This is a genomic window from Arthrobacter sp. Cza30 (genome assembly GCF_059090765.1).
Genome location: NZ_JBNHGA010000001.1, coordinates 805,337 through 825,437, shown reverse-complemented (window position 1 = coordinate 825,437; position 20,101 = coordinate 805,337). Strand labels below are relative to the sequence as shown.

Sequence of the window (20,101 nt, the reverse complement as noted above, 5' to 3'; positions counted from 1 at the left end):
CATCCGCCTGTCATGATGAGGGGATGATCGAACCAGAGGTGCTCGACGCGGGACTGGGCGACGCCGACGACGACGATTTCGACCTGTCGGAAGCGTCCGACGCCCTCCTCCCCGACCAGCGGTACCTGGACCGCGAGGTGAGCTGGCTCGCGTTCAACCAGCGTGTCCTGGAGCTGGCCGAGGACCCGAATCTGCCGGTCCTCGAGCGGGCGAACTTCCTCGGGATCTTCGCCAGCAACCTGGACGAGTTCTTCATGGTGCGCGTCGCCGGCCTCAAGCGGCGCATCGTCACGGGCCTGGCCGTCCCGACCAACGTCGGCCGATCCCCGGCGGACGTGCTGGCCGACATCTCGGCGGAGGCGCACCGCCTGCAGCTTCGACATGCCGCCGCGTGGACCCAGCTGGTCAAGCCGGCGATGGCCGAGGCGGGCATCGAGGTGGTCTCCTACAGCGCCCTCGGCGACGACGAGCGCGAGCAGCTGTACGACTACTTCCAATCTCAGGTGTTCCCCGTTCTGATGCCGCTCGCGGTGGACCCGGCCCACCCGTTCCCGTACATCTCCGGCCTCTCGCTCAACCTCGCCATCCGCATCCGCAACGCCCGCACCGGACGCCAGGAGTTCGCGCGCCTGAAGGTGCCGCCGATGCTGCCGCGCTTCGTGGAGCTTCCCGCGCAGGGCACGACGGTGCGCTACCTGCCGCTCGAGGAGCTCATCTCGAACCACCTCGACGACCTCTTCCCCGGCATGGAGATCCTGGACCACCACGAGTTCCGGCTGACCCGCAACGAGGACGTGGTCATCGAGGAGGACGAGACCGAGAGCCTGATCCAGGCACTCGAGGCCGAGCTGCTGCGCCGCCGCTTCGGCCCGCCCATCCGGCTCGAGATCACCGACGACATGGACGAGGTGACCCTCGACCTCCTCATCAAGGAGCTCGACATCACCGAGCAGGAGGTCTACCGCCTCCCCGGGCCGCTGGACCTGCGCGGGCTGTTCGACCTGTCGCGGATCAACCGCCCGGACCTGCACTACAAGCCGCACGTCCCCACCACCGCCACGGCGTTCCAGCCGGGGGACAACAACGAGCGGCCCGACATCTTCGCCTCGATCCGCAAGGGCGACGTCCTGGTCCACCACCCGTACGAGTCGTTCGCGACGAGCGTGCAGGCCTTCCTCGAGCAGGCCGCCAAGGACCCGCACGTGCTCGCGATCAAGCAGACGCTGTACCGCACCTCCGGAGACAGCCCGATCGTGGAGGCGCTCATCGACGCCGCCGAGGCCGGCAAGCAGGTCCTCGCGCTGGTCGAGATCAAGGCCCGCTTCGACGAGGCCAACAACATCGTCTGGGCCCGCAAGCTCGAGAAGGCGGGCGTCCACGTCGTCTACGGCCTCGTCGGGCTGAAGACGCACTGCAAGCTCGCCCTCGTGATCCGCGAGGAGAACGGCGTGCTGCGCAGCTACAGCCATGTCGGCACGGGCAACTACAACCCCAAGACAAGCCGTATCTACGAGGACTTCGGCCTGTTCACCGTCGACGACCAGGTCGGCCGCGACCTGACGCGACTGTTCAACGAGCTGAGCGGCTACGCGATCGAGAAGAAGTTCAAGCGGCTCCTGGTCGCGCCGCTGCACCTGCGCAAGGGCCTGCTGCGGCTCATCGACAAGGAGCGGCGCCACGCCGCCGCCGGACGGCCCGCGAGCATCCGCATCAAGGTCAACTCGATGGTCGACGAGCAGATCATCGACGCGCTGTACCGCGCCAGCCAGGCAGGCGTCAAGATCGAGGTGTGGGTGCGGGGCATCTGCTCCCTCAAGCCGGGGGTGCCCGGCATGAGCGAGAACATCACCGTCCGCAGCATCCTGGGGCGCTACCTCGAGCACTCGCGCATCTTCATGTTCCACAGCGACGGCGACCCGCTGGTCTACATCGGCAGCGCCGACATGATGCACCGCAACCTGGATCGACGCGTCGAGGCGCTCGTGCGCGTGGTCTCGCCCGCGCATATCAAGGAGCTCGACGACCTGTTCACCCTTGCCATGAGCGACACCACCAGCTCCTGGCACCTCGGACCGGACGGCGAGTGGGAGCGGCGCAACGTCGACGAGGACGGCAAGCCGCTGACCGACCTGCAGGACCGCACCATGGCGAACGTCCAGCGGCGCCGGCGCGCCAGGGCGGTGCGATGACCGAGACCGCGATCTATGCGGCTGGTGGCGTGGTCTGGCGCATCGTCGACGACAAGCTGCGGATCCTGGTCATCCACCGCACGCGGTACCGCGACGTGACGCTGCCCAAGGGCAAGGTCGACCCCGGGGAGATGCTCGCCGAGACGGCGGTGCGCGAGATCCGGGAGGAGACCGGGATCTCGGTCGCGCTCGGCGTTCCCGTCGGGGTCTCGCGCTACCACCTGCCGAGCAGGCGCACGAAGATCGTGCACTACTGGGCGGCCGAGGCGACCGAAGCGGCGGTGCGGGCCTCCTCGTTCGTTCCCAACAAGGAGATCGCGGCGCTGGAGTGGCTGACGCCGAAGAAGGCGCTCAAGCGTCTGAGCTATCCCGTCGACGCCGAGATCGTGGAGAACTTCCTGCGCCTGGTCGACGAAGGGGTGCTGCGCACGTTCCCCGTGATCGCGCTGCGCCATGCCAAGGCGGTGCCCCGCAGCGAGTGGAAGGGGAAGGATGCCGAGCGGCCGCTGTCCTCCCGCGGCAAGAAGCAGGCGGCCGCCATCGTCGGGCCGCTGCGGGCGTTCGGCGTGCGCAGGATCGTCTCGAGCCCGGCGACGCGGTGCGTGAAGACCGTGACGCCGCTGTCCAAGGCGGTGGGACGGCCGATCGAGATCTCGGAGCTCATCAGCCAGGACGCCTGGGAGGAGGGAGCGTCCGACCCCCGCACCGTGATCGGTCAGCGCGTGCGCTCGCGCAAGCCGGCGGTGCTGTGCAGCCACGGTCCCCTGCTGCCGGACATCCTGAGAGAGATGGCGCTCGCGACGGGAACCCTGCGCGGCTCGTATCTGGGCAGCGCGTCCTCGCTCGAGCCCGGCGCCTTCTCGGTCGTGCACCTGTCGAGCGACAACCCCGGCTCCGGCATCGTCGCGATCGAAACCCACGAACCGACGGTGTGATCCCGGGGTGCCGGATGTCGGCATCCCGTTCACCTCCCGTTCACCGACGGAGCTCATTCTCTTAAGAGTCCGCGCTTACCTTCAGTGCGAGCCCCGCACCGGGCTCGAACCCGAAGCCCTACTCGGGCTGTTTCCCTGACACGTGAAGGATTCACACAGTGAAGATCTCCCGCATCGCCCAGGTGGGCGCTGTCGCCGCAGTCGCGGCCCTCACCCTCGCCGGTTGCGCCTCCAACGAGACGCCTGCAGCCGGCAACGAGGAGCCCACCACCTCGAACCTCTCCGGCGAGATCGCCGGCGGCGGCGCCTCGTCGCAGGAAGTCGCCGTCCAGGCCTGGACCGCCGGTTTCCAGACGGCCAACCCCGACGTCACGATCACGTACGACCCCGCCGGCTCCGGCGCGGGCCGCGAGTCGTTCCAGGCCGGCGCCTTCCCGTTCGCCGGCTCGGACCGCGCCTTCACGATCGAGGAGATCGAGGCCGGCCCGTTCGACGCGTGCGTCGAGGGCTCGGGCATCATCGAGCTGCCCACCTACATCTCGCCGATCGCCGTCATCTTCAACCTCGAGGGCGTCGACTCGCTCAACCTCGACGCGGCGACGATCGCGGGCCTGTTCGACGGCACGATCACGAACTGGAACGACCCGGCGATCGCCGCCCTCAACGAGGGCGTGGAGCTGCCCGACCTCGCCGTCACGCCGGTGCACCGCGCTGACGACTCGGGCACGACCGAGAACTTCACCGACTACCTGTTCCAGGCCGCTCCCGAGGCGTGGACCTACGAGCCCGACGGCGTGTGGCCGGCCACGAAGGTCGGCGGCGAGGCCGCGCAGGGCACCTCGGGCGTCGTCTCCGCCGTCGCCGGCGGCAACGGCACCATCGGCTACGCCGACGCGTCCCGCGCCGCCGAAGAGGGCCTGTCGACCGCCGCCGTCAAGGTCGGCGAGGAGTTCGTCGAGTACTCGCCGGAGGCCGCCGCGGCGATCGTCGACGCCTCCGCGATGGAGGAGGGCCGCGGTGAGGGCGACCTCGCGATCGCGCTGGACCGCACCTCGCAGGAGGCCGGGGTCTACCCGATCGTCCTGATCAGCTACATGATCGCCTGCCAGGAGTACGCCGACGCATCGGTCGCCCCGATCGTCAAGGGCTTCCTGGAGTACATTGCGAGCGCCGACGGCCAGGACGCCGCGGCCGAGGCTGCCGGCAGCGCGCCGATCTCGGAGACGCTGCGCGAGCAGGTCACCGCCGCGATCGAGTCGATCGTCACGGAGTAACACGTTCGATACCCGGCCCGGTCATCCCCGACCGGGCCGGGTATCGGTCTGAACGAAACGCAACGAGAAGGACATCATGACGACGACGACCGCCCCGGCGGGCAAAGTCAAGCAGCGGCCAGGCGACCGCCTGTTCTCGGGCGCCGCGCTCGGCGCGGGCGTGATGATCCTCGTCACCCTCGCCGCCGTCGCGATCTTCCTCATCATCCAGTCGATCCCGGGTCTGACGGCCACTCGCGAGGACGCCAGCATCCTCCCGGGCAACTTCTGGCAGTACGTCGGCCCGCTGGTCTTCGGCACCGTCTGGGCATCGTTCCTCGCCCTGCTCATGGCCGTACCGCTCGCCGTGTCGGTCGCGCTCTTCATCTCGCACTACGCACCCCGCCGCCTCGCGCAGGGCCTCGGCTACATCGTCGACCTGCTCGCGGCAGTGCCGTCGGTCGTATTCGGCCTGTGGGGCATCCTGGTCCTCGCCCCCGCCGTGCAGCCGGTCTACACGTGGCTGAACGCCCACGCGGGCTGGATCCCTCTCTTCGGCGGCACGGTCTCCAGCACCGGCCGAACCATCTTCACCGCCGCCATCGTCCTGGCCGTCATGGTCGTGCCGATCATCACCGCGATCTGCCGTGAGATCTTCCTGCAGACGCCGGTCCTCCATGAGGAGGCGGCCCTCGCCCTCGGAGCGACGCGGTGGGAGATGATCCGAATGGCGGTCTTCCCGTTCGGCCGCAGCGGCATCATCTCGGCCTCGATGCTCGGGCTGGGCCGTGCCCTCGGAGAGACCATGGCCGTCGCCATGGTCCTCTCGATCTCCGCCGGCAGCCTGACCTTCCAGCTGTTCACCTCGGAGAACCCCGGCACGATCCCGGCCAACATCGCGCTGACCTTCCCGGAGTCGTACGGCACGAACATCAACGTGCTCATCGCGACGGGCCTCATCCTCTTCATCGTCACCTTCGCCGTCAACGCAGTGGCTCGCTGGATCGTCAGCCGGCGCAAGGAATTCTCGGGAGCGAACTGACATGACCGTGACGACCGCCGCTCCTGTCCAGACGCCTCCGTCCGCGCCGACCGTTCGCGAGACGCCGCGCCTAACCAGCGGGCGCCTCCCCCGCTGGGCGCCGTGGGCACTCCTGGTCACGAGCGCCGTCGTCAGCGGTCTGCTGTTCGGCATCCTCTCGATCGCCGCCGGCGATGGGTTCAACTTCGCCGGCTGGGCGGTCGTCACCGCCCTGGTCTACCTCGTCCTCATCACCGTCATCTCGAGCCTCGTCGAGGGGCCCCGCAAGGGCGTCGACCGCCTCGTGACCGGTGTCGTCGTCGTCGCGTTCGCCATCGCGATGGTGCCCTTGGTCTCGGTCGCATGGACCGTCATCGCCAACGGCGTCGCGGGACTGAGCGCCGACTTCTTCTCCATGTCGATGCGCAACGTCGTCGGAGAAGGCGGCGGCGCGCTGCACGCGATCGTCGGCACGCTGCTGATCACCCTCGCCGCGGCGGTCATCTCGATCCCCATCGGCATCTTCACCGCGATCTACCTCGTCGAATACGGCGACGGCAGGCGTCTCGCGCGCGGCATCACGTTCCTCGTGGACGTCATGACCGGCATCCCGTCGATCGTCGCGGGGCTGTTCGCGTACGCACTGTTCGCGATCTTCTTCGGCCCGGGCATCCGCATGGGCATCATGGGCTCCGTCGCGCTCGCGGTGCTCATGACGCCGGTGGTGGTGCGCTCGACCGAGGAGATGCTGCGCCTGGTCCCCAACGAGCTGCGCGAGGCGTCGTACGCGCTGGGCGTGCCGAAATGGCGCACCATCGCGAAGGTGGTGCTGCCGACCTCGGTCGCGGGCATCACGACCGGCATCATGCTGTCCATCTCGCGCGTGATCGGCGAGACCGCCCCCCTGCTGCTGACGGCGGGCGTGGCGACATCCATGAACTACGACCTGTTCAGCGGGCGCATGATGACGCTTCCCGTCTTCGCGTACTCGCAGTACATGAACCAGGGCATCCCGGCCACCGCCTACATCGACCGCGCCTGGTCGGCCGCCCTCGTCCTCATCGTCATCGTGATGCTTCTGAACCTCGTGGCGCGTGTGGTCGCCAAGGTGTTCTCGCCCAAGCTGGGCCGCTGAGGCATCCCCTCGAACCCGAAAAGAACCAAGAGGAACCGTGTCCAAGAGCATCGAAGTCAACGACCTGAACGTCTACTACGGCGACTTCCTGGCCGTCGAAGGCGTCTCGCTCGACATCGAACCGCGCAGCGTGACCGCCTTCATCGGCCCGTCCGGCTGCGGCAAGTCGACCTTCCTGCGCACCCTCAACCGCATGCACGAGGTCATCCCCGGCGCCCGCGTCGAGGGTGAGGTGCTGCTGGACGGAGACAACCTGTACGGGCCGAACGTCGACCCGGTGCTGGTGCGCCGCCAGGTGGGCATGGTCTTCCAGCGCCCGAACCCCTTCCCCACGATGTCCATCAAGGAGAACGTGCTGGCGGGCGTGCGGCTGAACAACAAGCGCATGTCGAAGTCCGACGCGGACGCGCTGGTGGAGAAGTCGCTGCGCGGGGCGAACCTGTGGAACGAGGTCAAGGACCGCCTGGACCGGCCCGGCTCCGGCCTGTCCGGCGGCCAGCAGCAGCGTCTGTGCATCGCCCGCGCCATCGCGGTCTCGCCCGAGGTCATCCTCATGGACGAGCCGTGCTCGGCCCTCGACCCCATCTCGACCTACGCCATCGAGGAGCTGATCGGCGAGCTGAAGAACGACTACACCGTCGTCATCGTCACCCACAACATGCAGCAGGCCTCGCGGGTGAGCGACAAGACCGCGTTCTTCAACATCGCCGGGACCGGCAAGCCCGGCAAGCTCATCGAGTACGACGAGACGAAGACGATCTTCACCACCCCGTCCGTGCAGGCCACCGAGGACTACGTCTCGGGCCGCTTCGGGTGAGTCACCATGACGCGAAGGCCCTCGCCCACCGGCGGGGGCCTTCGTGCTCGCGGCCTCGCGCGTCGCGTCAGTCCCGGGGACTGAGCAGGTAGCGGTTGAAGGATGCCGTCAGCTCGGCGTCGTGCGGGACGGGAGCGCCGTCGATCGCGATGACGGGCGCGGCCAGCCGGACGCTCGAGACCAGCCATGCGGCATCCGCTCGTGTGAGCGCACCGACGGGGATGGTCTCATAGGCGGTGTCGAAGCCGCGTCCGGCGAGCTCCTCGAACAGGCTGAGCTGGGTCGTGCCGTGGAGGATGCCCCCGTTGGGCGCCGGGGTGATGAACCGGTCCGCCACGCGCAGGATCAGCGACGCGGTCGGCGCCTCCAGCACGAAGCCGTCGGACGAGACGAAGATGGCGTCGTCGGCGCCGCGGCGACGTGCTTCCCGAAGCGCTGCCATGTTGACGGCATACGACAGCGTCTTCGCTCCGAGGAGGAGCCACGGCGCCTTCGCGGGGGCATCGATGGCGTAGCCGCGGTCGAGGGTGACCACCCGGATCCCCTGCTCGCGGGCCCGGGTGTTGTCCGGCGCCTCGGCCGCGGTGACCCACGCCGTCGGAGCAGGACCGTGCTCCACCCCGCGGCTGAGGATGAGTTTGATGACAGCCTCACCGGTCGGCGGGCAGTGCCCGGCGGCGACGGCGACCGCCTGCGCCCACTGCCGCGCGTTCGGGACGGGCAGGTCGCACAGTCGCGCCGAATGCGCCAGGCGATCCAGATGTGCCTGCACTTCCTGCGCGTGCCGGTCGACCACGCCGATCGACTCGAAGATCCCGTCGCCGCGCTGCGTGCTCAGCTCACCGACGCTGAGCGCCGGAGCCGAGGGGTCGATCGCGCGGAAGGTGCCGCCGAAGTCGTCACGGGAGTCGTCGGATGCCGCGGGGTCGAGCACGAGTGCGAAACGCCAGGTCATGGATCGAGCCTAGGCCGTCGGGAATGCCGCGCCCTCGTGGTCGGTTAGACTGTGATAGCCGGGCCGCAGTAACCCCGGGCTCCAACTTCTGCCGCCGCGAGCGGCCTCGCGCCGAGAGGCGTTCTGCGGCCCGGCACTTCCGTACCCTCATGTCTCCTCGACGCGGGCACCGCACGACCGTCTCACGCGAGGGCGTCGCGGCGCCACAGACCGGCGCACACCGTGAGGTCGACGGCGTAGTCGGCCAGGCGCAGCGCGCGCGTGGTGAACGTCGACGCGCGCTCGGGCTCGGTCGGCTCGTAGTCGTCGGCTGTGTGCGTGGCACCGGACGACTGAACACGGCAGAACGCCGCCGCCCGGTCGAGGGCGACCGCGAAGTCGCCCTCGAAGACGCCGCGCATGATGGTGTCCACGAGCGTGACGAGCTCCTCCGGGCCGGCCGGCGACGGCGCTCCCGCGATGACCTCGTCCGCCGAGGCCAGCTCGGCGCGGCCGCGCTCGTACAGCAGCGCCGCCGTGCGGGGGTCGTCGTGGATCATCAGCTGGAGCAGGTAGAGGCGCCACAGTGCCCCGGGCAGCGTCCGCGCCGGCGACCGCGACCACAGTTCGGCGATGTCGTCGATGCCGTGCTGGTCGGTGAACGCCACCAGACGGTCGACCACGGCCTCGTCCCGCTCGGAGCGCACGCGCGAGAGCAGCGCGTGCGCGGTGGAATGGGCGACCCGGGAGACCTCGGCGGGGTCCTCGGCGGAGTAGAGACGGTCGAAGAGCTCAGCCGGTCGCCGCACGGGCTTGTGGAACTCGCGGGAGTCGTCGCTCACCCGGTCCAGGCTACCCGCCGGCGACAGCGCACGCGCGGGCTGGCGCATCGCCGTCGTCCATGGCAGACACATCGCGCGCGCGTCCGGCTCAGGCCGCCTGGTTGATGCGGATGTGGTTGCCGGAGGGGTCGCGGAAGGCACAGTCGCGGGCACCCCACCCCTGGTCGATCGGCTCCTGCAGCACCTCGGCCCCGAACGCGCGGAGGCGCTCGAACGCGGCGTCCAGGTCGTTCGTGGCGAACACGTACGGCCCGGGTCCGGAGCCCTTGACGACGAGCCTCTGCAGGGCGTCGCCGTCCTCCGGTGAGCGCCCGGCGACCGGGTCCGACACGACGAGGGACAGGCCCGGCTGGCCGGGGAAGCCGAAGCTGACCCAGCGGTGGCCGTCGTACGAGACGTCGTTGACGATCTCGAGGCCCAGGCCGTCGCGGTAGAACGGGATGGCGGCTTCGACGTCGTCGACGGTGATCGGGCAGTAGGCGAGCGAGATGGTGGTCATGACAGTCACGCTACGGCGCGTGCGCGCCGTGTGCTTCTTCGATCCTGCTCGACCGGTCAGGCGTAGCGGGCGGGACGCGTGAGGATCCTTGCGACGCACAGCGGCATGGCCTCGGCCGCATCATGCGGACGAGACCGGTAGGAGCTGGGCGTCTCGCCGACGATCTCGGTGAAGCTGGAGCTGAACGAACCGAGCGAGGTCGCGCCGACCGCCGTGCAGGCATCCGTCACCGACGCACCGGCGCGCAGCAGCGCCATGGCGCGTTCGATGCGGCGTGTCATGAGGTAGGCGTATGGGGTCTCGCCGTAGGCGGCCTTGAACTCGCGGGAGAAGTGCGCGGGCGACATGAGGGCCTTGGCGGCCATCGTCGGCACGTCGAGCGGTTGCGCGTACTCGCGGTCCATCAGGTCGCGGGCGCGGCGCAGATGAGCGAGCGTCTGCGGCGATTGCACGGATGCCACGGCACCAGGGTACCGGCGAGGCTAGGACGTCGGGATCGTCACGATGGGGTCGGTGGACGGCTCCCCCGTCGGCGATCCGCCGGCCGGCTCGACCGTCACCGCGATGACGTCACCGGACTGGACCGTGCCCTCCAGCAGCGCCGTCGCACCGCCGTTCTCGTTGGGGTCGAATACTCCCGCGGACACCGGCTCGTCGTCCCGCACGAACCACACCTCGAAGGTCTCTTCGGCGCCGATGCGCGGCAGACCGTTCGAGATGAGCACCGCTTTGCCGATGGACTCCGACCACAGCGCCGTCGCCGATCCTCCGTCGCCCAGCTCCGCCGTCGCCGACAGGGCGTCGGGCGCACTCTCGATCTGCTGCATCGCGACCACCTCGGGCGGCCGGTTCACGAACTCGTTGATCGTGGCGGCGCCGAACCCGAGGGTCACGAGGACGACGAGCGACGCTGCGAGGAGGAACAGTCCGCGCGTCCAGTTCCGGCGCTGCACGGCCTGGATCATGGTCGTCGTCGGCGCCGGCTCGACCATGGGCGATCGCGGCGCCTCAGGCGACCGCTGCTCCGCCGACGACGGCTCCTCGGGCGACGGCGATTCCTCTGACGGCTCCGCCACACCCGCCTCCGGCGCACGTGGGCGGCTCCAGCCCTCTCCGGGCGGAGCTGCGGCTGCCTCGGCGGGGTGAAGGGCCGGCAGCTGAGGCATCGTCGCGATGCGGGTCAGCAGGCTCGAACGAGCTGTCAGCGGCGGCAGCGCATCGGGGACGGCTTCGGCCAGGCCCGCGGCCGTCGCGGCATCCGCAGCGATCCAGTGCTCCCATTCGGGGTGCGCGAGACGCGCCTGCTCCAAGGCGGCGCGGTCTTCGGGCGACAGCGCGTTCAGCGCATGACCGGCCGCCAGTTCGGCGAACTCCCGCTCGTTCACACCGCCACCCCCATCTCCGCTCTCAGGCGGGACAGACCGTCCCGCATCCTCGTCTTTATCGTCCCCAGCGGAGCGCCCACCAGGGCCGCGATCTCGCTCTGACTGTAGCCACCGTAGTAAGCCAGCGTGATCGCCTCCTTCTGCACCTCGGGCAGCGTGCCCAGGGCCGCCGCCACCCGTTCGCTCTCGATGCGCAGCTCGACCTGCTCGGCGACGCCGTCGTGGGCGACATCGAGGTCGCGCAGCCCCACGCGCGTGTCGCGGTCGCTGCTGGCCTGCGACGAGCGCACCCGATCCACCGCCCGACGGTGCGCGATCGTGAGCACCCACGCTCTGCCCTGTCCCTTCTTCGCAGCGAAACGCGGAGCGGATTGCCACACTTCGAGGAACACCTCCTGGAGCACCTCCTCGCTCTGCGCGCGGTCGACGAGGACGCGGAGGATGAGACCGAAGACCCGCGGGGACAGCATGTCGTACAGACGCCCGAAGGCCGCCTGGTCGCCGCTCGCCATGCGCTCCAGCAGGACGCCGGCACGGTCGATGCGAGTCGTGCCGTCGTCAGGCACCTCGACGCCGTCGATGACCATGTCCATAAGCATGCCCTATGCCTCCGGTCTGTCCGCGCGCGCCCAGCTCGCTCACCCGAAGGTGAACGAGTACACCTGGACGCCTGCCGACACCTCGGCGTCGAGCGTTCCGGACACCACGCCGTCGCCTTCGAAGACCGCATACGACCGCGGTGTTCCGGACACCTGCACGGTCCGCTCTCCCCCGCCTTCGAGCCGCACCACGACCGTCCCTTCGCCGCCGAGCACCATGCGGACCTCGGCGGCACGGAACGACAGGCGGATGCCTCCTCCGTCTGGGGTCACCGGAGTCGCGAACTGGGTCTGCACGTTCCACCGGCGCTCCAGCGAGAAGGTGTCGGCGGCCTGCGTGGAGGGGAACTCGTAGTCCGCCTCGCCCGCGGCGTAATCGCGGTCGCCGGCGTAGTTGACCTCCTTCGACGAGCCCAAGAAGGTCTCCCGCGTGCGCGTGTCCGACTCCGGTGTCCGGTCATCCACTTCGGTCTCGGACGGCAGGACGACCTGAGAGTCCGCGTCCTGGAGCAGCTCGCGGATGAGCTTCTCCGTGGCGGCGTAGTTCCCCTCGCCGAACGCGACATGCCGCACGACGCCGTCGGCGTCGATCAGGTAGTGGGCCGGCCAGTAGCGGTTTCGATAATTGGTCCAGGTCGACAGCGTGTTGTCCAGCGCCACAGGGTACGTGATGCCGAAATCGCGGGCGCCCGCTGCGACGTTGGCCGCATCCTTCTCGAACGCATACTCGGGCGAGTGCACGCCGATGACGCTCAGACCCGCATCGCGGTAGGCGGCGTCCCACGCCACCACGTGCGGGATGCTGCGCTGGCAGTTGATGCACGAGTACGCCCAGAAGTCCACGAGCACGACGCGTCCACGGAGCGTATCGATCCGCACCGGCGCACCGTTCGGCGTGTTCAGCCACGCCTCGATGCCTTTGATGCTCGGCGCTGTGCCGCACGACTCCAGCGCCGCGGCCCCGTTCGAGCACTGATCCAGATCCTTGTTCTCCTCGTTCACCAGCCCGCCGAGGTCGAGCGCGTCGCGTGCTTCGGGATTGTCGGTCAGATCGCGCTGCAGCTGAGCGGTGTAGTCCGGAATCAGGCGCTGCAGCCGCTGCGGCACATCGAAGGCCAGTCCGACGGCGAGCGCGAGCATCGCGACACCGGCGGCGATGCGGATGCCGCGCTCGCGGGCGCGGAACGCCCGGATGCGCTGCACGAGCCCGCGGCCGGCGAGCGCGAAGAACAGCAGCGGAATCGCGACGCCGATCGAGAACGACACGGTGAGGAGCACGGTGTCGGCGCCGATCCGACCGGTGGCACCGGCGACGATGATCGCCGCGAGCACCGGACCCGCGCAGGGCACGAAGACCGTCCCCAGCGCCAAGCCCACACCGAACCCGCTGCCCTGGTTGCGCACCTCGCGTCGCGACGCCAGCCGCTGGAACGGCCGCTCGAGGAGTCTTTCGATGCGCGGCACGATCAGCCCGAGGCCGATCAGCACGAGCACCGCGATGCCGACCCACCGGATGACATCCTGCGGCAGGTTCAACAGCCCGAGCAGCAGCGTGCCCAGGAGGGTGACGAGTGTGAAGCTGATGACCAGACCGAGGATCACCAGGTAGGGACGGGACCGCGCCGCCGAGGCCGGACCCTCCCCGTCGAAGCGCGCGGACTGCGCGCCGCCGGTGAGGAAGATGACCGGCAGAACCGGCAGGATGCACGGCGAGATCCCCGTGATGAGCCCTCCGAGCAGCCCGATGATGATGAGTGACATGCTTCCTCCCGCGTTCTCGGATTGTTCGCGTCCGAGACCGCATCGGATTGCCCTCACCAGGCGCGGCTGACGATTCCCATCCGGTGGGACGTCGCTTCCGAACAACTTCGTGCAGCCGCTTTCGCGGCCGGCCGGGCCGGCACCTCACCGCGCCCTGCAGTCACCGTCCGGAAGGACGCCCAGAGGAGGAAGCCATGTCACGCATCACAAACCGACGGCTCACCGCAGGTCTCGCACTCGCGGCAGCCGCCATGTTCAGCCTTTCGGCCTGTTCGATGGGCGGCTCCGCAGCCGCCCCGTCGGGCGAGGCGACCACGCCTCCCATGGAGGAGTCGCAGGAGCCGACGACGACGGCCGATCCCGCAGGCGATCTCGTCGGACCGGGCTGCGCGGGCTACGCCGACGCCGTCCCGGACGGCGCCGGATCGATCGAGGGCATGTCGATGGATCCGGTGGCGGTCGCGGCATCCAACAACCCGCTTCTGACGACACTGGTGTCAGCTGTCAGCGGGCAGCTCAACTCCGAAGTGAATCTCGTCGACACGCTGAACGGCGACGAGTTCACCGTCTTCGCACCCGTCGACGACGCGTTCGCCAAGATCGACGCCGCGACGATCGAGGGGCTCAAGACCGACTCCGAGACGCTGAGCTCGATCCTGACCTACCACGTCGTGCCCGGTCAGATCGAGCCCGCCGACATCACCGGGACCCACACCACGGTGCAGGGGGCGGACCTGGAGGTGACCGGCAGCGGAGAGGACTGGATGGTCAACGACGCCACGGTGATCTGCGGCGGAGTGCAGACGGCGAATGCCGTGGTCTACCTGATCGACACGGTCCTGATGCCTCCCGCACAGTGACCTCGTCGACTCCGACGCAGCATCCGCGACCGCCGGCACCGCGACGTGCCGGCGGTCGCGGCGTGTCGGCGGTATTGCATCGATGGCCCACCGCGTCAAGGGGCATGTTCCGGATGCCGCCAGCGCATATGTTCAGGTCAGCTCAGAGTGCCCGACCCGCATGCGTGGTGCTCTGCGGCGGGGAGGAACATGACTGACCTGCGCGCGGCAGACGACGTCTCCACAGGCGAGCTGCTGAACGGGCGATATCGCCTAGAGGAGCGGATCGGCGAGGGCGGCATGGCTCGCGTGTACCGCGCCCACGACAACCACCTCAACCGCACCACCGCGGTCAAGATCATGCGGGGCCCGGTGGACGGTGAGGACACGCTCGAGCGGGCACGGGCCGAGACCCGGGTCCTGGCATCCCTCAGTCATCACTCGCTGGTGACCGTGTTCGATGCGCGGATCTCCGAAGACGACGGCTGCTACATCGTCATGGAGTACGTCGACGGCATCACACTCAAGGACCGGATCCACTCCGGACCGCTCGACGAGCGCGACGCCGCGGGCATCGCCGTGGATGTCGCCGAGGCGCTGCACGTGGCGCACTCCGCCGGAATCGTGCATCGGGACATCAAGCCGTCCAACGTGCTGCTGCGCCGTTCCCCGCTTCCCGGCCGCACCTGGCACGCCAAGCTCGCGGACTTCGGCATCGCGTATCTGCTCGACACGACCCGGGTGACCAACCCCGGGCTCATCGTGGGCACGGCGGCCTACATCGCTCCGGAGCAGGCGCAAGGCCAGCCGCCTGCCCCTCCGGCGGACATCTACGCCTTCGGCCTGATGCTGATCGAAGCGCTCACCGGCCGGCGTCCCTACGCCGACGCCGAGGGCATCGGGGCCGTCATGGCCCGCCTGATCTCGCAGCCCGAGATCCCCGACACGCTGCGTCCCGAGTGGCAGGGTCTGCTGCGCGGCATGACGGCACGCCAGCCGGAGGACCGGCCCACCGCCATCGAAGTGGCCACGGTCGCCGCCCGCCTCGCCGCGCAGGCGAGCACCCCCACCGTCGATCAGCCCACCGAGGCCGTCGCGGTCGACACCGGCCCGACCGTGGCGCTGCCCATCGCGGGGGCTGCCGCGGCCGGGGTCGCCGCGGCCGCGGCGGCCCGGAGCTCCGCCGCAGCCGGAAGCGCCGCGGATGCCGCGCCCGCTGACGCCGAGACCGTCGCCGTGGACGCCGTCAGCCCGACCGCACCCGTGGAACCCGTCACGGCGGTGGCCTCGGAGCCCACGGCTGCGACCGCGCCGGCGGCATCCGCCACGATGGTGAAGGGCGAACCCGCGGACGCTCCCCCACGACGCCGTCGACGCATCGTCGCGCTCGCCACGGCGGCTGCGATCGTCGCGATCGCGCTCGCGGCCGTGGTCTGGGGCCTCGGACTGGCCGGAGCGACGCCCGACCCCGAGCCGACCGCGCCGCTCGTCGAGCAGTCCGTCGCGCCCAGCCAGGCTCCCACGCAACAGGCGCCTCCCGTCGTCACGGACGACAGCGGCGGCGACGGCACGGGCGGGAACCAGGGAGAGGGCAACCAGGGCAACCAGGGCAACCAGGGCAACCAGGGCAACCGGGGCAACCAGGGCAACGGCAACCAGGGCAACCAGGGCAACCAGGGCAACCAGGGCAACCAGGGCAACGGCAACTCGGGGAACCAGGGAACCGGGAACGGCAACGAGACGGGCACCGAGACCGACACGGGCACGCAGGACAGTGGCGACGACACCGGCACCGATGCCCCCGAGACGCCCGCTCCCTCCCCGACCGCGGAGGCGGGTACGACCGACGGCACGGCCGTCGTGGTGGGCAACGGAAACGGCAACGGCCAGGGCACCGGGAATCAGGGCCGCGGCAAGGGCTGACCACGTCGCATCGCCGCGGGGTGAGCGCCGGGTACTCTGGATGCCGAGGGCCTCTAGCTCAGTCGGTAGAGCATCGGACTTTTAATCCGCGGGTCGTGGGTTCGAGCCCCACGGGGCCCACTCGCACATCGGCGCCGCCGTGCAGGGGCGATCACGCTCCCGATTCGGTGAGCTCCGCCCCCGCGTGCGCCAGCTCGGCGAGCGCGGCGTCGCTGGAGTCCGCAGCGACGCCGGCCACGAGGTCTGTGAGGACGCGAACGTGACGCCCGTGCTCGATCGCATCGAGCGCCGAGGCCCGCACGCAGTAGTCGGTCGCGATGCCGGCGACGTCGACGTCGACGACGCCGTGCTCGTCCAGCAGCTGCGAGACGGTGACGCCGTCGTCGGTGACGCCCTCGAACAGCGAGTACGCTGGCCTCCCCTGCCCCTTCTTGACGTGGTGGGTCACCGGCGCCGTGTCCAGCGCGGGGTCGTACTCGGCTCCCTCCGTGCCGCTGACGCAGTGCACCGGCCAGGTGTCGACGAAGTCGGGCTCAGGGTGGAAGTGGCCGCCGTTGTCGTTGTCCCCGTCGTGCCAGTCCCGGGAGGCGACGATGACGTCGTAGTCGTCGGCATGGGCGGCGAGGTAGTCCGAGATGCGCCGAGCGACGGCGTCGCCGCCTTCCACGCCGAGGGCGCCGCCCTCGGTGAAGTCGTTCTGAACGTCGACGATGAACAGTGCCTTGCTCATGGTCCGAGCGTACGCTCCGGCGGATCGCGCCACAGCTTCGAGGGCCACCAGATCGCGCGACCGATGTCGTACGACAGCGCCGGAACGAGCAGCGACCGCACGACGAACGTGTCCAGAAGCACCCCGAACGCGACGATGAAGGCGATCTGCGCGAGGAACAGGATCGGGATGACCCCCAGCGCGGCGAACGTCGCCGCCAGCACGAGCCCGGCCGACGTGATGACTCCGCCGGTCGCCACGAGTCCGCGCAGGATGCCCGGCCGCGTCCCGTGCCGCAGGGACTCCTCGCGGACCCGCGACATCAGGAAGATGTTGTAGTCGACGCCGAGCGCCACCAGGAACACGAACCCGTACAGCGGCACCGCGGGATCGGCACCGGGGAAGCCGAGAAGGCCGTTGAAGACCAGCGCACTCACTCCCAGCGCCGTCGCGAACGACAGGATCACCGTCGCGATGAGCAGCACCGGGGCGAGGACCGACCGCAGCAGCAGTGCGAGGATGAGGAGGATCACGGTGAGCACGACCGGGATGATCACCGTGCGGTCGCGGATCGATGTGTCGTTGGTGTCGATGTCGGTCGCCGTCTCGCCGCCCACGAGCGCCGTTCCCTCACCCAGCTCGCGGTCCAGATCGGCCCTCACCGCGCGCACGGTCTCCTCCGCGGCGACGGAGTCGGCCGCATCCGTCAGGGTCGCGCTCACGAGCACCTCCCCGCGCGTGACGGTCGGCGCGGGTGCCGGCGCGCCCGGCGGTCCCGTTGCGGCCAAGACCGGCTCGCCGCCCTCCACGGTGACCGCGGCCTGGCCGCTCGGGGAGTCCTCGGATGCCACGGCCGGCGCTCCCACGCCGTCCGAGGCGTCCAGCACGGCGACCGCCGCGGCGAGATCCCCCTCGGACACGATCACGTACACGGGCGACCCGGACCCGGCCGGGAAGTGCTCCGCGAGGATCTCCTGGCCGTCCCGAGCCTCGGAGGCGCCGAGGACGAGGTCGCTGGTCGCCACCCCGTCGGCCTTCAGCTGCGTGATGCCCACGGCGCCGGCCAGCAGCACCACCGAGCACGCGATCCACAGCGCACGCGCGTGCCGCGCGACGAAGCGGGCCTGCCGGGGCCACAGCCCCTTCACCGGCCGCGCCGGATCGTCGGGCAGCGAGGCGACCGGCTCCCTCGGGATGAACGGCCAGAACGCGGCCCGGCCGAACAGCGCGAGCAGAGCCGGCAGGAAGGTCAGCGCGGAGAGCACGGAGAACCCGATGCCGATCGAGGCGATGGGTCCGAGGGCGCGATTGGTGGCGAGGTCCGACAGCAGCAGACACAGGAGCCCCGCGATCACGGTGCCACCGGAGGCCAGGATGGGCTCGAAAGCTCCCCGCCACGCCGCGCGGGTGGCATCCCACCGCCGCAGTCCGGTCGCCACGGCCTCACGGAAGCGCGCGACATACAGCAGCGCGTAATCGGTGGCCGCGCCGATCACCAGGATGAACAGAATCCCCTGCACCTGCCCGTTGAGCACCACGATGCCCGCCCTGGCGAGCCACCACACGGTGAGCAGCGCCACGCAGAGCGCGAACACCGAGGTGGTGAGCACCAGCACGGGCAGCAGCGGCGACCGGTAGACGACCACGAGGATCACGAACACCGCGATGAGCGCGACGGCCAGCAGCAGGCCGTCGATGCCGAGGAAGCCCGCCACGAGGTCCGACGTGAACCCCGCCGGCCCGGTCACCCACGCCTGCAGGCCGTCGGCCAGGTGCTCGTCCAGCAGCGTCCGGATCCCCTCGACGGTCTCCCTCACCTCGCCCGAGGCGTCGATGGGCACGAAGATCTGCACGGCCTCGCCGTCCTCCGACGGGATCGGCGGCGAGACGCCGTCTTCGACGCCGTCCGTGCCGGCGAGCTCGGCGGCCGCCGCCTGCACCTGGGCGAGGTCGTCCTCGGTGAGCGCGTCGCCGCGGCCCGTGACGACGACCACCGCGGGGATGCTGTCCTCGCCGAGGAAGTCGGCCAGGCGGCCGTCCACCTGCGTGGCGTCCGCACTCTCAGGCAGGAACGAGGACCGGTCGTTCGTGGAGACCTCATCGACCTTGCCGAAGTACGGTCCGCCGATCGACCCGCCGACGAGCCACAGCAGCACCAGCAGCGCCGGGATGCCGATGCGGATCCAGCGGCTCGGCTGACGGCGATCGCGGCGGAGGGTCGTCATGTCGCTAGCTTATCTAGCAACCTCGTCCGGCAGGTCGCCCTATGCTGATCGGCGATGGTCTCCGCCGTGATCGCCCTCGTCGGCGCCCTCGTCTACGGATCCGCCGACTTCCTGGGGGGCCTCGCGGCGAAGCGACTCCGCTCGATCGTCGTCACGTGCGCTGCAGCCGTCTCGGGGCTCGTCGCCCTGGTCGTCGCGCAGCCGCTCGTCGGCGGCCGGTGGACCCCGTTCGATCTGACCTGGGGCGTGCTGGCAGGCTTCATCGGCATCGCGGCGGTGGCCCTGCTGTACGCCTGCTTGGCGGTCGGACCCATGAGCATCCTCTCACCGCTCACCGCCGTCGTCTCAGCGATCGCGCCGATGCTGTGGGGCCTGCTGGTCAAGGGCGACGCGCTCGCGCCGGTCGGATACGCCGGCCTGGGCGTCGCACTCGTAGCGGTCGTGCTGGTGGGCTTCATCCCCGGCGAGCACAACCTCCGGCCGAGCGTGCGAGGGGTCCTGATGGCCACGGGCGCCGGCCTCGCGATCGGCGCATTCCTCATCGTGATCGATCAGACCGGCGACGACAGCGGCCTCGTGCCGCTCGTCATGAGCCGCGCGACGAGCGCGGCCGTGACGCTGATCGTCGTCGCCGCCCTCGCCGTCGCCGCCGTCCGTGGCGGCCGTCCCGCGACGTCCGTCCTCGACGTCGCCGGACTGCGGCTGGGCGCCACCCCGAGCGGTCGCGCCGACGTCGGACACACCGAGCCGGCGACCACCGGTGGCATCACCGACATGTCGCGCCGGCGGGCGTGGTGGCTCGCGATCGCGTGCGGCGTCGCGGATGCCGCGGCGAACGCCCTCATGCTGGTGGCACTGCGGCAGGGGGACCTGTCGGTCGTCTCGGCGCTGACAGCGCTGTACCCGGCCGGGACGATCCTGCTCGCGGCGGTCGTGCTGCGCGAGCGCGTGGCGCCCGTGCAGTGGGTGGGCCTGGCACTCGCCCTCACCGCGGGCGGCATGCTCGCGATCGCCTGACCCCGCCCGGCGGAGATC

Annotated in this window: 18 protein-coding genes and 1 tRNA gene; 10 read left to right on the top strand and 9 right to left on the bottom strand. The window is 70.1% G+C overall.

Annotation, left to right across the window (positions count from 1 at the left end):
- Positions 1–23 precede the first annotated feature (23 nt).
- The 6 genes from AC5RVZ_RS03700 (at position 24) to pstB (ending at position 7,350) form a co-directional block, all read left to right on the top strand.
- Positions 24–2,189: an RNA degradosome polyphosphate kinase gene (locus tag AC5RVZ_RS03700; protein ID WP_494064414.1), complete on the top strand. Its 2,166-nt coding sequence runs from the start codon at positions 24–26 to the stop codon at positions 2,187–2,189.
- Entirely contained in the window at positions 2,186–3,124 is a 939-nt protein-coding gene (locus tag AC5RVZ_RS03695) for an NUDIX hydrolase (protein WP_494064413.1), read from the top strand. Before AC5RVZ_RS03700 ends, AC5RVZ_RS03695 begins: the two co-directional genes overlap by 4 nt.
- Before the next feature lie 158 nt (positions 3,125–3,282).
- Positions 3,283–4,398, top strand: coding sequence for a phosphate ABC transporter substrate-binding protein PstS (gene pstS, locus AC5RVZ_RS03690; protein WP_494064412.1), 1,116 nt, complete (start codon positions 3,283–3,285; stop codon positions 4,396–4,398).
- 76 nt (positions 4,399–4,474) lie between these two features.
- The gene (gene pstC, locus AC5RVZ_RS03685) at positions 4,475–5,419 is read left to right on the top strand and encodes a phosphate ABC transporter permease subunit PstC (RefSeq protein ID WP_494064411.1); all 945 of its coding nucleotides are present in this window, start codon (positions 4,475–4,477) and stop codon (positions 5,417–5,419) included.
- Between the two features lies 1 nt (position 5,420).
- Positions 5,421–6,533 (top strand): phosphate ABC transporter permease PstA, encoded by a 1,113-nt coding sequence (pstA, locus tag AC5RVZ_RS03680; RefSeq protein WP_494064410.1) that lies wholly within the window; start codon positions 5,421–5,423, stop codon positions 6,531–6,533.
- 37 nt (positions 6,534–6,570) lie between these two features.
- Entirely contained in the window at positions 6,571–7,350 is a 780-nt protein-coding gene (pstB, locus tag AC5RVZ_RS03675; RefSeq protein WP_494064409.1) for a phosphate ABC transporter ATP-binding protein PstB, read from the top strand.
- Positions 7,351–7,417: 67 nt separating this feature from the next.
- Here the strand turns inward: pstB and AC5RVZ_RS03670 are convergent, their stop codons facing one another.
- The 7 genes from AC5RVZ_RS03670 to AC5RVZ_RS03640 all read right to left on the bottom strand — a co-directional run bounded on the left by AC5RVZ_RS03670 (position 7,418) and on the right by AC5RVZ_RS03640 (position 13,370).
- Positions 7,418–8,305, bottom strand: a complete 888-nt coding sequence (locus AC5RVZ_RS03670) for an aminodeoxychorismate lyase (protein ID WP_494064408.1) — start codon at positions 8,303–8,305, stop codon at positions 7,418–7,420.
- Between the two features lie 182 nt (positions 8,306–8,487).
- On the bottom strand, positions 8,488–9,126 hold the full coding sequence (locus AC5RVZ_RS03665; RefSeq protein ID WP_494064407.1) for a DNA-directed RNA polymerase subunit beta: 639 nt from the start codon (positions 9,124–9,126) through the stop codon (positions 8,488–8,490).
- A gap of 88 nt (positions 9,127–9,214) precedes the next feature.
- Complete coding sequence (locus AC5RVZ_RS03660; protein WP_494064406.1) at positions 9,215–9,625, bottom strand: VOC family protein; 411 nt, start codon at positions 9,623–9,625, stop codon at positions 9,215–9,217.
- Between the two features lie 56 nt (positions 9,626–9,681).
- Positions 9,682–10,029, bottom strand: coding sequence for a helix-turn-helix transcriptional regulator (locus tag AC5RVZ_RS03655; protein ID WP_494064729.1), 348 nt, complete (start codon positions 10,027–10,029; stop codon positions 9,682–9,684).
- A gap of 78 nt (positions 10,030–10,107) precedes the next feature.
- Entirely contained in the window at positions 10,108–11,010 is a 903-nt protein-coding gene (locus AC5RVZ_RS03650; protein WP_494064405.1) for an anti-sigma factor, read from the bottom strand.
- Positions 11,007–11,609 (bottom strand): ECF RNA polymerase sigma factor SigK, encoded by a 603-nt coding sequence (gene sigK / locus AC5RVZ_RS03645; protein ID WP_494064404.1) that lies wholly within the window; start codon positions 11,607–11,609, stop codon positions 11,007–11,009. Before sigK ends, AC5RVZ_RS03650 begins: the two co-directional genes overlap by 4 nt.
- Positions 11,610–11,648: 39 nt before the next feature.
- Positions 11,649–13,370: a cytochrome c biogenesis protein DipZ gene (locus tag AC5RVZ_RS03640; protein WP_494064403.1), complete on the bottom strand. Its 1,722-nt coding sequence runs from the start codon at positions 13,368–13,370 to the stop codon at positions 11,649–11,651.
- 194 nt (positions 13,371–13,564) lie between these two features.
- Between AC5RVZ_RS03640 and AC5RVZ_RS03635 the strand changes: the two genes are divergently transcribed.
- The 3 genes from AC5RVZ_RS03635 (at position 13,565) to AC5RVZ_RS03625 (ending at position 16,252) form a co-directional block, all read left to right on the top strand.
- Positions 13,565–14,230, top strand: a complete 666-nt coding sequence (locus AC5RVZ_RS03635) for a fasciclin domain-containing protein (RefSeq protein WP_494064402.1) — start codon at positions 13,565–13,567, stop codon at positions 14,228–14,230.
- Positions 14,231–14,419: 189 nt separating this feature from the next.
- Positions 14,420–16,132 carry a serine/threonine-protein kinase gene (locus tag AC5RVZ_RS03630; protein WP_494064401.1) on the top strand — a complete coding sequence of 571 codons (1,713 nt, stop codon included), beginning with the start codon at positions 14,420–14,422 and terminating at the stop codon, positions 16,130–16,132.
- Positions 16,133–16,179: 47 nt separating this feature from the next.
- Positions 16,180–16,252: transfer RNA gene (locus AC5RVZ_RS03625), tRNA-Lys, on the top strand.
- 31 nt (positions 16,253–16,283) lie between these two features.
- On the opposite strand, the gene AC5RVZ_RS03620 is transcribed toward AC5RVZ_RS03625, so the two are convergent.
- Complete coding sequence (locus AC5RVZ_RS03620) at positions 16,284–16,862, bottom strand: isochorismatase family protein (protein ID WP_494064400.1); 579 nt, start codon at positions 16,860–16,862, stop codon at positions 16,284–16,286.
- Positions 16,859–19,066 (bottom strand): MMPL family transporter, encoded by a 2,208-nt coding sequence (locus AC5RVZ_RS03615; RefSeq protein ID WP_494064399.1) that lies wholly within the window; start codon positions 19,064–19,066, stop codon positions 16,859–16,861. Before AC5RVZ_RS03615 ends, AC5RVZ_RS03620 begins: the two co-directional genes overlap by 4 nt.
- Before the next feature lie 54 nt (positions 19,067–19,120).
- Between AC5RVZ_RS03615 and AC5RVZ_RS03610 the strand changes: the two genes are divergently transcribed.
- Positions 19,121–20,083 (top strand): EamA family transporter, encoded by a 963-nt coding sequence (locus AC5RVZ_RS03610; protein ID WP_494064398.1) that lies wholly within the window; start codon positions 19,121–19,123, stop codon positions 20,081–20,083.
- Positions 20,084–20,101 lie beyond the last annotated feature (18 nt).